Genomic DNA, 13,188 nt, shown 5'->3' with positions numbered 1-13,188 from the left:
CCTTACAGAATACGGAACGGGCTTTCCCTTACGGTTATCCGTAAGTGCAGCATTCCGTGATCCGTAACCATTTTTACAAGGAGTACGACCGATGGCATTGTTTTCACTGTTAATTGCTATTTTAGTGGAGCGACTTAAGCTACTGCCAGCATCGTGGCAATGTGATCAATTATTACAGTCCTATCAGTCGACATTTTTTGGTGACAAAGCCTCTTTAACTGCACCTATGGCTGCCCTCGCCTTAATCTTGCCCGCATTAGTGGTTTACGTTTTATGTTGGCTAGCCTCGGGGATGTTTTGGGGATTACTGAGTTTAGCCCTATGGGTGTTAGTCGCTATCATTTGTTTTAACCACCAAAAGCAGCGGGATATTTTTAAAAAATACATGCAGGCGGCGTGTCGTGCCGATGTTCAAGCCTGCTATCATTTTGCAGCGGAGCTCGATTGCAGCGAATGTTTAGATGCCGTGTCTGAGCGGGATTTAGGCGCTAAGGTGGGCCAGAGTGTGGCTTGGATTAACTACCGCTATTACGGCGCCGTGGCATTTTTTTTGATTTTCTTAGGCCCTGTGGGGGCCATGTTATATTGCACTGCGCGTTTTTATGCCGAAGAAAACTCACGTAAATCTTTGAATTTACAGATTGTTGATAATGTTATCGCCGTTTTGGATTGGTTGCCGAGTCGAGTATTCGCCTTTGGTTATGCCTTAAGCGGACAGTTTAGCGAAGGGTTGGCGGCGTGGCGCAGTAGTGCATTAAGATTCAATACCAGCGCCAGAACCGTTGTAGTTGAAACGGCCTTGGCGGCGCAGCCTTTACCTGAGGAGCCAACTGCACCTATTTGTGTACAGTCTACCCTTGCGTTACTAGTATTGAGTAAACGCAACTTTACGTTGATAGTGGCCATACTTTCATTACTGACTATTTTTGGATTGGTAAGTTAAAGGAAGGATGCTTCGCTGAAGGCTAAGAAGGACGCTTCGCTGCTAGGGCGTCGCTACGCTCCTTCTAGAATCTAGGGCCTAGAACTTCGAGCGTAAGTACTCAAAGCTGGATCCCCGCATACGCGAGGATGACAGCCTAGAATCTAGAATCTAGAATCTATCCGCTGCGTTGTTTGCAGCGCCTAGCAGGGAGAAGCCCGCTCTGCTTTTCCTAGTAGCTGCGTTGTTAGCAGCGTTCTAGCAGGGCGAAGCCCGTGCTTTTGTTAAATGGTCTGACCCCGTGGGCATTTTTTTCGACTATGCTCTCACAGCGTGGGTGTGATTGGAAAAGATCACTGCTTTTGAGGTAGATCACCTTTTTAGGTTGATTTTCAATCTGGACATCAAAAGTCTGATTTGATAAAGTGCGCTCACTCATAAAAATTGGTAAGACCAATTTACAACGGAGCTGAGCGCCTAATGGCCTATAGTAAAATTAATCAGCCAAAAATTTCTGATGTGATCATGGCTCAATTAGAACAAATGATCCTTGAGGGCAGTTTACAGCCCGGACAGAAATTACCGCCTGAACGCGAGCTGGCTATCCAGTTTGAAGTGTCTCGACCTTCTTTGCGCGAAGCGATTCAAAAGCTTGAGGCAAAAGGGTTATTAATGCGCCGCCAAGGCGGTGGCACTTATGTCAAAGAGCAACTCTGGCAGACTCTTGCCGACCCTATCGTTGAGTTAATGAATGCCGATCCGGAGAGTCAATATGACTTGCTGGAGTTTCGTCATGCAACCGAAGGTATGATGGCCTACTTTGCCGCGCTGCGTGGTACAGACGCCGATATGCAAAATATCAAGCGAATGATCCTTGAGGTGGAAGCTGCCACCAGTATCGAACAAAAAGCCTCCGCCATTGTGCGTTTTTACCGTGCCGTGGCTGAAGCGTCACATAACGTGGCTATGTTACACCTCGTACTCAGTTTAACCCCTGTGCTGCATCAAAATGTGGCGCAAAACCTGGAGCTTTTAAGCCGCCGCGAAGAAGCTTCTACTATGGCTAACGATCACAGACGGGCCCTGCTCGCTGCCATCGTTCGCCGTGATCCCGAAGCCGCCAGAGAAGCCTCGAATGAACATTTAAGTTACATCGAAGAGGTGATGTTATCTGTGCGGGAAGAAGATAGCCGGTTGCAGCGAAGCTTGCGCCGATTAAAGAGTGGCGCTTAAGTTTCCGTATTTAGCCCTTAGCTAAGCCGGGATTTGCCGCAAACACCATTCATTATCATGTATATAGAGAAGGACAGTGTCATGTCTGAAGATATGCTACAAGACGTAGATCCGTTAGAGACTCAGGAATGGGTTGATGCCCTGCAAGCCGTGTTGGAACAGGAAGGCCCAGAACGCGCTCATTTTTTATTAGAGAAGCTGATCGATAAAGCACGTCGCAATGGTACACACTTGCCTTACACTGCGACTACCGCTTATTTGAACACGATTCCAGCGGGCCAAGAGCCGCACATGCCGGGCAACCAAGAGATGGAACGTCGCATTCGCGCCATCATCCGTTGGAACGCCTTAGCTATGGTTCTGCGTGGTTCTAAAAAAGACTTAGAACTTGGCGGCCATATTTCCAGTTTCGCCTCGAGTGCGACCATTTATGATGTGTGTTTTAACCACTTCTTCCGCGCGCCGAATGAAAAAGACGGTGGCGATTTAGTGTATTTCCAAGGCCATATTGCCCCTGGTATTTATGCGCGCTCATTCCTAGAAGGCCGTCTAAGCGAAGAACAGCTGGCTAACTTCCGTCAAGAGGTGGATGGCAAGGGCTTATCTTCATACCCACATCCAAAGTTGATGCCGGATTACTGGCAATTCCCAACGGTTTCTATGGGCTTAGGTCCAATCCAGGCCATCTATCAGGCGCGTTTCCTTAAGTATCTGACAGACCGTGGTCTGAAGGATTGTTCAGCACAAACCGTTTATTGCTTCTTAGGTGATGGCGAGTGTGATGAGCCAGAAGCCTTAGGTGCTATTGGTTTAGCGGCCCGTGAAGAATTAGATAACTTAGTATTTATCGTTAACTGTAACTTACAGCGTCTTGATGGCCCAGTACGTGGTAACGGTAAGATCATTCAAGAACTTGAAGGCGAATTCCGCGGCGCAGGCTGGGAAGTTGTTAAAGTGATTTGGGGTCGTTACTGGGATCCATTATTAGCCCGTGATACCAGCGGTAAACTACTGCAGTTGATGGAAGAAACCGTTGACGGTGAATACCAAAACTGTAAAGCCAAGGGTGGCGCTTATACCCGCGAACATTTCTTCGGCAAATACCCAGAAACCGCCGAAATGGTGGCGAACATGTCAGATGATGACATTTGGCGCTTAAACCGTGGTGGTCATGATCCTGTTAAAGTTTACGCTGCCTTAGATCACGCACAAAAAACTAAGGGTCGCCCAACGGTAATTCTTGCGAAAACCGTTAAAGGTTACGGCTTAGGTGATGCGGGTGAAGGTAAAAACATCGCCCACAACGTGAAGAAAATGGGTATCGAGTCTATCCGTTACTTCCGTGACCGTTTCAATATCCCGATCCCGGATGACCAATTAGAAGATCTGCCTTTCTATCATCCAGGTCCTGATTCGGAAGAAGTGAAGTACATGATGAGTCGTCGTGAAGCGCTGCATGGTAGCGTGCCACAACGTCGTCAGAAGTTCAGCGAAGAGCTGGAAGTACCATCACTGAAGATTTTCGACTCGATTCTGCAGGGTTCTAACGGCCGTGAAATTTCGTCAACTATGGCGTTTGTTCGCGTACTGACTGCACTGTTAAAAGACAAGAAAATCGGCAAAAACATTGTGCCAATTATTCCTGACGAAGCCCGTACTTTCGGTATGGAAGGTCTGTTCCGTCAAGTGGGTATCTATGCCCACGAAGGCCAAAAATACGTGCCACAGGACTCTGATCAAGTCGCTTACTACCGTGAAGATAAGAGCGGCCAAGTTCTGCAGGAAGGCATTAACGAACTCGGTGCTATGTCATCTTGGGTATCGGCTGCGACCAGTTATTCAGTTAACAACGTGCCAATGATCCCATTCTATATCTACTACTCAATGTTTGGTTTCCAACGTATTGGCGACATGGCTTGGGCAGCGGGTGATATGCGTGCTCGTGGCTTCTTAGTCGGTGGTACTTCTGGTCGTACAACGCTGAACGGTGAAGGTCTACAGCACCAAGATGGTCACAGCCATGTATTGGCGAACACTATCCCTAACTGTATTACCTACGACCCAACTTACGGTTATGAAATCGCCGTTGTGGTGCAAGATGGTATTCGTCGTATGTACGGCGAAAACCAAGAAGATATCTTCTACTACCTGACCACAATGAACGAAAACTACGAACAACCAGCCATGCCAGAAGGTGCAGAAGTTGGCATCGTTAAGGGTATCTATAAGTTAGAAACCGTTGCTGGCTCTGGTAAAGGCAAAGTTCAGTTAATGAGCTGTGGCACTATTCTTGAGCAAACCCGTAAAGCGGCGCAGGCACTGGCGAAAGACTTCGGTATCACCGCCGACGTATTCAGCGTAACCAGCTTCAACGAATTAGCCCGTGATGGTCAAGCTGTCGAACGTTGGAACATGCTGCACCCAACCGAGACGCCAAAACAAGCGTATATCAGCCAAGTGATCTCAAGTGATGCACCTGCGATTGCGGCCACTGACTATATGAAAGTATATGGTGAACAGTTACGTGCTTACATGCCAACCGATTACAAAGTGTTAGGTACTGACGGTTTCGGTCGCTCAGACAGCCGTGACAACCTGCGTCACCATTTCGAAGTGGACGCTAAGTTCATCGTCATCGCGGCACTGAAATCACTGGTTGATCGTAAAGAGTTGCCTGTTGATGTGTTAGCTAATGCCATCAAGGAATACGGCATCGACGTTGACAAGATCAATCCACAGTACGCGTAAGAGGCAATGAAAATGGCTGAATTAAAAGAAGTTTTTGTTCCTGATATCGGCGGCGATGAAGTGCAAGTTATTGAAATTTGTGCTTCTGTGGGCGATACCTTAGCAGCGGAAGAATCGATTCTGACCGTTGAAAGCGATAAGGCGACCATGGACATTCCAGCGCCTTTCGCTGGTGTGTTAGCCGAATTGAAAGTGGCTGTGGGCGATAAAGTCTCTGAAGGTACTTTGATTGCTATGATACAAGCAGCGGGCGCTGCCGCTCCAGCTCCTGCAGCGGTTGCAGCTCCTGCAGCGGTTGCAGCTCCTGTCGCAGCGGCTCCTGCACCTGTTCAAGCAGCTCCAGCCCCTGTGGCTGCTGCGAGCGAGAGCAAAGTGATTGAAGTGACAGTACCTGATATTGGTGGTGACACCGATGTGTCTGTTATCGAAGTCTTAGTTGCCGCTGGCGATAAGATTGAGGTTGACGCAGGTCTTATCACTCTAGAAACCGATAAAGCGACCATGGACGTACCATCGCCATTCGCCGGTGTGGTGAAAGAAGTGAAAGTGGCTGTGGGTGACAAGGTTTCCCAAGGCTCATTAGTGATCATGCTCGAAGTGGGCGGCGCGGCACCTGCTGCTCCTGCTCCTCAAGCAAGCGCGCCAGCAGCCCCTGTGGCTCAAGCTGCTCCTGCTGCGCCTGTTGTCCCAGTAGCGGCAGCGGCGCCAGTGGTTGCCGTTAAAGAAATCCACGTGCCAGATATTGGCGATGCGAGCAATGTCGATGTGATCGAAGTGCTAGTGTCTGTGGGCGATGAAATCACTGCTGACCAAGGCTTAATTACCCTTGAAACCGACAAGGCGACCATGGAAGTGCCTGCGCCATTCGCCGGTAAAACTGTTGTCGTTAACCGTTAAAGTGGGTGACAAGGTTTCTCAAGGTAGCGTGATTGCGACGATTGAAACAGTAAGTGCCGGCAGTGCTCCAGCGCCTGTTGCTCAAGCGGCAGCACCTGCTCCAGTGAGCGCGGCACCAGTAGCTGCTCCAGCACCAGCAAGTCGTCCTCCTGTACCCCACCACCCAAGCGCGGGTACTCCTGTTTCTACTGGTGCGGTACATGCATCTCCTGCGGTACGTCGTTTAGCCCGTGAATTTGGTGTGGATCTCACCCAAGTGACAGGCTCTGGCCGTAAGGGTCGCATCATGAAGGAAGACGTACAGGCGTATGTGAAGTACGAACTGTCTCGTCCTAAGGCGACAGCGGCAACATCTGTTGCAGCGGGTAACGGTGGTGGTCTGCAAGTGATTGCTGCACCGAAAGTGGATTTCAGCAAGTTTGGTGAAGTGGAAGAGATCCCATTAAGCCGTATCCAGAAGATTTCTGGCCCTAACCTGCACCGCAACTGGGTAACTATTCCACACGTGACTCAGTTCGATGAAGCTGATATCACCGAAATGGAAGAGTTCCGTAAGCAGCAAAACGACGCGGCGGCGAAGAAGAAAGCCGATTATAAGATCACACCTCTCGTCTTTATGATGAAAGCGGTCGCTAAGACGTTGCAGCAGTTCCCAGTGTTTAACTCGAGCTTAAGCTCTGATGGCGAATCACTGATCCAGAAGAAGTATTTCCACATCGGTGTGGCGGTTGATACGCCAAACGGTTTGGTTGTGCCAGTGGTGCGTGATGTGGATAAGAAGGGTATCATCGAGTTATCCCGTGAACTCGCTGACATCTCTATCCGCGCCCGCGATGGCAAGCTGAAGTCCGCCGATATGCAAGGCAGCTGTTTCACCATTTCAAGTTTAGGTGGTATTGGCGGTACGGCGTTTACGCCTATCGTGAACTACCCAGACGTGGCGATTTTAGGTGTGTCTAAATCTGAAATTAAGCCTAAGTGGAATGGTAAAGAGTTCGAGCCTAAATTGATGTTGCCATTGTCGTTATCATACGATCACCGCGTGATCGATGGTGCGATGGCTGCACGCTTTAGTGTGACGCTGTCAGGAATTCTGTCCGATATTCGTACTTTGATTCTGTAAGCATATAAGGCTGCTCATCTTGAGCAGCCTTTTGTTTATTGTGATCAGTATCAAACACAGGTTAAAATGCGCCCACCTTACGCGCTAGCGCATTTTCGGTTGGCAGGATTGGTCTCCTCCAACGGATTGAATGAGAATTAGAGGAAAACATGAGTAACGAAATCAAAACTCAGGTAGTGGTATTAGGAGCAGGCCCAGCAGGTTATTCTGCGGCTTTCCGTGCGGCGGACTTAGGTCTACAAACCGTTATCGTTGAACGTTTTAGCACTTTAGGTGGTGTGTGTCTTAACGTGGGTTGTATCCCATCTAAAGCACTGTTACACGTCGCTAAAGTTATCGAAGAAGCCAAAGCCGTTGCTGCACACGGTGTTGTGTTCGGTGAGCCGACTATCGATTTAGATAAGTTACGCGGCTTTAAAGAAAAAGTGATTAGCCAATTGACTGGCGGCTTGGGCGGTATGTCCAAGATGCGTAAAGTGAACGTAGTTAACGGTTTCGGTAAGTTCACTGGCCCTAACACGCTGGAAGTGACTGCTGAAGACGGCACTGTGACTGTCGTTCAGTTCGAGCAAGCGATCATCGCAGCCGGTTCTCGCCCTATCAAATTGCCATTTATTCCCCATGAAGACCCACGTATTTGGGATTCGACCGACGCATTAGAACTGAAAGAAGTTCCTGGCAAGTTGTTAGTGATGGGCGGCGGTATTATCGGCCTAGAAATGGGGACTGTGTACGCTTCTTTAGGCAGTGAAATCGACGTGGTTGAAATGTTTGACCAAGTGATCCCTGCCGCTGATAAAGATGTGGTTCGCGTATTCACTAAGCAAATCAAGAAGAAATTCAACCTGATCCTCGAAACTAAAGTCACCGCGGTTGAAGCCCGTGAAGACGGTATCTACGTTTCTATGGAAGGCAAGAGCGCGCCAACGGAAGCTGTACGTTACGATGCCGTATTAGTGGCTATCGGCCGTACACCGAATGGCAAGCTGATCGACGCTGAAAAAGCAGGCGTTAAGATCGACGAGCGTGGTTTCATCAACGTAGACAAGCAATTACGTACTAACGTACCGCACATCTACGCCATCGGTGACATCGTTGGTCAACCAATGTTGGCTCACAAAGGCGTGCACGAAGGCCACGTCGCGGCCGAAGTGATCGCTGGTATGAAGCACTACTTCGATCCAAAAGTGATCCCATCAATCGCTTACACAGACCCTGAAGTGGCCTGGGTTGGTCTGACTGAGAAAGAAGCTAAAGAGCAAGGTATTGCTTACGAAACCGCGACTTTCCCATGGGCTGCAAGTGGCCGCGCTATCGCATCTGATGCGAGCGAAGGTATGACTAAGCTGATTTTCGATAAAGACACTCACCGCGTGATCGGTGGTGCTATCGTTGGTGTGAACGGTGGCGAACTGTTAGGCGAAATCGGTCTAGCTATCGAAATGGGTTGTGATGCCGAAGATTTAGCATTGACTATCCACGCTCACCCAACTCTACATGAGTCTGTTGGTCTAGCGGCTGAAATCTACGAAGGTTCTATTACTGACCTGCCAAACCCAAAGGCAAAGAAAAAGTAATTTAGCTGTTTATACTCAAATAACCTGAAGATGAAACTCGTATCTTCAGCTAACTTGGGTATCTAAAAAAGCGCTCATATGAGCGCTTTTTTATTGCTTCGCAAAAAATGTAACTTTAATGTAAACAAGCGGGTGAATTGCTAGAGTTGAGCTGCTACATTACAAATACGGTATGAAGTAAGTCGTCAAATGCAAACAAAAATAACTAGAACACTTCTAATATGTTTCATCCTTTTCTTTACTAGCCTAAATACGGTTTGGGCGAGTGGCTTAGTGCAGCGTGTTTTTACCGATAGGGACGGACTCGAGGCGACCAGTATTCGGGCGTTAACCCTCGATGATTACGGCTTTGTCTGGGCGGCGACTGAGCAGGGTCTGTATCGGGTGAGTAACTCTAAGGTGCGGCGCATCGATAAAATCGGTACCGAATCGCGCCTTACGGATGATTTTCTGACTGCCGTAGTCAATATCGATCGGGACAGATTACTGGTGAGTACCGGTGCGGCGACTTTCCTCTACGATATAGCAAAAAATCAATTTACGGCCCTAGGCTCACCAGATTTGTTTCCACATTTCCCGGGTGGTGCCCTGATATCCGCGGCTCGAATGGACAATCAAACATGGCGACTATTGATTGATAATGGTCAGATCTATGAGTTTTCCCCTTCAGAGTCCACACTGCAACTCATTACTCAATTGCCCGTTAATCGCGATCTTCCTTGGCGCAAGTTATTGCTTATGCCCAATGGACAAATGTTGGTTGCAGGGCAGTTGCAACTAGAGCTCCTCGATAACAAGGGCGAACGGCTGTTCCAATATTCTTGGACTGAATCTATGGGCAGCATTTTCGATATGTTAGAGGATTCACAGCATCGCATTTGGATTGCCGCTGGCCGTGGCGTCTATCAACTTGAGCCAATATCCCGACAAATTACCCCCGTTGCTGAGTTACCCGATTGGAGCTCGGCGATCGTTGAGGATCCTAATGGGGATCTGTGGCTTGCCAGCCGTATCGGCCTATTAAAGTGGTCGCCCGAGACACGGCAGATTGAGAACCATCAGCAGGAGCTAAAGGCGGGGGCGAATATGGAAACCCTCAAGGCCATGTTATTTGACCACTCTGGGCTAATGTGGGTGGGTGGCTCTGGCGATGGCTTAGCACTCCTCGCCTCAAAGCCAGATTTTATCCTCGATACTTTTACTGAGGATAAACCCTATGCATTGAGCGATGCTATGACTTGGTCTGTGCGTGCGACAGATGAAGGTCTTTGGCTCGGTTCCTCAAACCTAACCTTGATTGCTAAGGGGAGCGATAAAGCGATCGAGATCCCGATTGAGGGCTTAAACTCCCATGAAAGTATCTATAATATCAATGAGTTTGAAGGTCACTATCTGCTGGTATCTACTACGAGTGGACTCTTTGTTGTCGATAAGCGCAGCCACCAAGGTAGCAGTTTTGCAAAGTGGGTCGATGGCAAAGATGAGTTCAAAAATAAACTGATTTACGGTACCTATAGCGATCCCCTCCTTAAGGACCGCGTTTGGATTGCAACCTCGACGGGGCTCTATTTTTGGGAGCTAGGTTTGAAGGAGCCGCAACCTTTTAACATAGATAAGTCCGTCAATGGTCCTAAACAACCTACTATACGCACGCTTTATCGTGCGTCCGATGGTAAGTTATGGATAGGTGGTAAAAAAGTCTTTGGCTATATCGATGGTCAAAATGAGTTCCATAATCAAATGGGCTTATTTAGCGCCTTAGCTTCAACACCTACGGTAAGCCATTTGGAAGAAATGTCACCTGGGGTGATGTGGTTTGGTACCTATGAAAAAGGCTTATTCGAATACCAGCAACAGAAGGGGAAGTTAACATCTTTAACTTCCCAGTGGCAGGTCAATTGCAGCTCAGTATTTTTTATCCAAAAGACAGAGAATGCTAATTTAATCGCCTGTGCCGATTCCCTTATTAGTCAAGATAAACAGACAGGCAGCATTGCTGTGTTCAATCAGCTCGACGGTTTTATTTCCGATGAGATGAATGAGGGATCTTATTTTTATTCCCCCAATTCGGGCCTCTATTTAGGCACGCCCGAAGGGGTTATGCACTTGGATGTGGATAAACTTGTCAACCGTATTACCGATGATCATGTGATGCTCGAGTCCGTTTCCGTTTATTACGATAACGCTACTGAGGTGTCGCTTCTGCCAAAGCCCATGATGACCATCAAGCCCGATGCCAATATGGTGAGCTTGCAGATCACCAATTTAGATTATCTTGATGATTCTCCAATTAAATTTAAGTACCGTTTACGTTATCAAGGCGAGGAGGGTCATTATGTTTTGCTGCAAGGCGAGTCACAGATCAACCTCGCAGGCTTAGCGGCGGGGCAGTATGTTTTAGATATCCTGAGTCAAGCCAATGGAATATGGTCCGATAAACCTTTTTCCTATCCCTTCTCCGTCAAGCAGCATTGGTGGTTAACTCAAGGATTTAAAGGCGTGTTGCTAGTGTTCTTTTCTATTATTGCGCTGAGCTTGGCTTGGTATCGGCAACGGCAAGTGCGCACTTTTATGAATATGAACCAAGCACTGACAGAGAGTGATGATCGACTTAGACAGTCTTTGCGCGGTAGTGATTCTGATCTATGGGAGTGGCATAAGGATACTCAACGCTTTTATCTGGATAATCGGGGGGCCGTACTGGGCACCCATGCAAATGAAATTGTCGTTCCACTCGAGGAGTTACCTATACATCCAAAGGATAAAAATCAGACCCTCGAGCAGTGGAATAAGATGTTGGCGGGTGAGCAGGACCGTTTCGAGGCCGAATATCGTTACCAGCGTAAAGATGGAAGCTGGGGCTGGTTAAGGGTTAGGGGACGTCCTGTTGCTCGTAATAAGCAAACCCATGAAATAGAGCGAGTCGCTGGTATTTATAGTGATATTACTCTGCAGCGTAAGCTTGAAGATGAAGTGAATTTGCTTGCGCAAGCCTTTGAAAATACATCTGAAGGCGTGTTGATTTTGGATGCCGATGAAAATATTCGGGTTGCGAACCATGCGGCGCAGCATATTATCGGCACTGAACAAACGGATTTAGTCGGTCAATCATTTTCCCAATTTGTGCAAATGAAGGATGGCCTCTCTACCGAAGTGGCTCAGTTACTTGGGCAAGACACCTCTTGGACGGGGGAACGGGAATTAGTGGGGCAGAGTGGGTTGCTGTGCCCAGTATGGCTCAATGTGTCGCTTATGCATTCGGCACATGAAAATATAGTTCATTATGTCGTTGTATTTTCAGATATTACAGAGCGAAAACGGACAGAGGCCGATTTGCGGCGATTGGCAAATTATGACGTACTGACGGGATTATCCAATCGATCTTTGTTTTCGAGCCGTTTGTTACAGTCGATACAGGTGGCACTGCAAACGGGTGATAAGCTCGCATTATTATTCCTCGATCTCGATCGATTTAAGCATGTTAATGATTCCTATGGTCATAGCATGGGAGATGCCTTGCTGGTGGAGGCATCTAATCGTCTTCAATCATGCATAGGCAGTGAGCACTTACTCTGTCGGTTTGGTGGCGATGAATTTGTTATTTTATTGAAAAATGCCAATAGTTTAGATGAGATTAATCATTTGGCAGAACGACTTTTAGAACAAATAAAGGCACCCTTTAAACTGTTTGGTCGGGAGTTTTACATTTCGACCAGTATTGGTATCAGTATTTGGCCCGATGATGCGGTGCAGCCCGAAGCCTTTATCAAGAATGCCGACCTCGCCATGTACCACGCCAAGGAGGAGGGACGGGGTAATTTTAAATATTACTCGTCGGAACGCAATGCCCAGGCGCTATACCATTTACGCCTAGAAGCCGATCTACGCAAAGCCATCGAACGAGAGGAGTTTGAACTCTATTATCAACCACAAATTGATATTTTACGTGGTGATAGATTTATCGGAATGGAGGCTTTGATCCGGTGGCGGCATCCGAAGGAAGGATTTATTCGCCCCGATATTTTTATTAAGGTAGCGGAAGCCTGTGGCTTGATTGTTGAGATCGATCGTTGGGTTTTGCGCCAAGCCTGTATACATGGGGCTAAATGGGTAAAGACTTGTGCTGAACCATTCAAATTATCGGTCAATATATCGGCGATTCATTTCCGCCAATCCGATTTTATCGAGGGCATAAAGCAGATACTTGCAGAAACTCAGATGCCAACCTCATCCCTAGGGCTCGAAATTACCGAAGGGGTATTGATGAAAGAGTTGCAAGTAGCAAAGAGCCATTTGACCCAATTAAAGTCCTTAGGTATTGAAGTCGCCATCGATGATTTTGGGACAGGATATTCTTCTCTGGCCTATTTGCGTCACTTTGACGTGAATACTTTGAAAATCGATCGTTCATTTTTGATTGATATTGCGACTAACACCGCCGATCAGGCCATTGTCAGTAGTATTGTCGAATTAGCGCGTAACCTAAAACTAAATGTGGTTGCCGAAGGGATTGAAACCGTAGAGCAGTTGGAACAGGTCTTTAGCAGAGGGTGTTATATTATCCAAGGTTACTATTTCGCCAAACCTATGTCAGTGAGTGACTTTGAACATTATTTAGTGATAGATAATCAAGCTGAGTCGATTTAGATAAAATATGACTGACGGTTAAATAGATAAATTTGTTAATA

5 protein-coding genes and 1 pseudogene are annotated in these 13,188 nt (G+C 47.6%); all 6 read left to right on the top strand.

The genetic code is table 11. The features are described 5' to 3' along the window. Nucleotides 1-91: 91 nt before the first annotated feature. Complete coding sequence (gene ampE, locus SOHN41_RS15420; protein ID WP_007650760.1) at nt 92-943, top strand: beta-lactamase regulator AmpE; 852 nt, start codon at nt 92-94, stop codon at nt 941-943. Nucleotides 944-1,402: 459 nt separating this feature from the next. Then, nucleotides 1,403-2,155 carry a pyruvate dehydrogenase complex transcriptional repressor PdhR gene (gene pdhR, locus SOHN41_RS15410; RefSeq protein ID WP_007650755.1) on the top strand — a complete coding sequence of 251 codons (753 nt, stop codon included), beginning with the start codon at nt 1,403-1,405 and terminating at the stop codon, nt 2,153-2,155. An 81-nt stretch (nt 2,156-2,236) separates the two neighbouring features. After that, on the top strand, nt 2,237-4,903 hold the full coding sequence (gene aceE, locus SOHN41_RS15405) for a pyruvate dehydrogenase (acetyl-transferring), homodimeric type (protein WP_007650753.1): 2,667 nt from the start codon (nt 2,237-2,239) through the stop codon (nt 4,901-4,903). Nucleotides 4,904-4,915: 12 nt separating this feature from the next. Continuing rightward, nucleotides 4,916-6,923, top strand: a pseudogene (gene aceF / locus SOHN41_RS15400) (dihydrolipoyllysine-residue acetyltransferase). Between the two features lie 149 nt (nt 6,924-7,072). Continuing rightward, nucleotides 7,073-8,500, top strand: a complete 1,428-nt coding sequence (gene lpdA, locus SOHN41_RS15395) for a dihydrolipoyl dehydrogenase (protein WP_007650749.1) — start codon at nt 7,073-7,075, stop codon at nt 8,498-8,500. Between the two features lie 189 nt (nt 8,501-8,689). Next, nucleotides 8,690-13,147 (top strand): EAL domain-containing protein, encoded by a 4,458-nt coding sequence (locus SOHN41_RS15390; RefSeq protein WP_037459345.1) that lies wholly within the window; start codon nt 8,690-8,692, stop codon nt 13,145-13,147. The last annotated feature ends 41 nt before the right edge of the window (nt 13,148-13,188 follow it).

The organism is Shewanella sp. HN-41, assembly GCF_000217915.1.
GTDB lineage: Bacteria > Pseudomonadota > Gammaproteobacteria > Enterobacterales > Shewanellaceae > Shewanella.
The sequence above is the reverse complement of the archived record's forward strand: the minus strand, read 5'-3'. Positions and strand labels throughout refer to the sequence as shown.

What these genes read in the sequence shown, in the direction of transcription:
- ampE (WP_007650760.1), top strand. Translation starts at nt 92, where the DNA reads ATGGCATTGTTTTCACTGTTAATTGCTATTTTAGTGGAGCGACTTAAG.
- pdhR (WP_007650755.1), top strand. Translation starts at nt 1,403, where the DNA reads ATGGCCTATAGTAAAATTAATCAGCCAAAAATTTCTGATGTGATCATG.
- aceE (WP_007650753.1), top strand. Translation starts at nt 2,237, where the DNA reads ATGTCTGAAGATATGCTACAAGACGTAGATCCGTTAGAGACTCAGGAA.
- lpdA (WP_007650749.1), top strand. Translation starts at nt 7,073, where the DNA reads ATGAGTAACGAAATCAAAACTCAGGTAGTGGTATTAGGAGCAGGCCCA.
- SOHN41_RS15390 (WP_037459345.1), top strand. Translation starts at nt 8,690, where the DNA reads ATGCAAACAAAAATAACTAGAACACTTCTAATATGTTTCATCCTTTTC.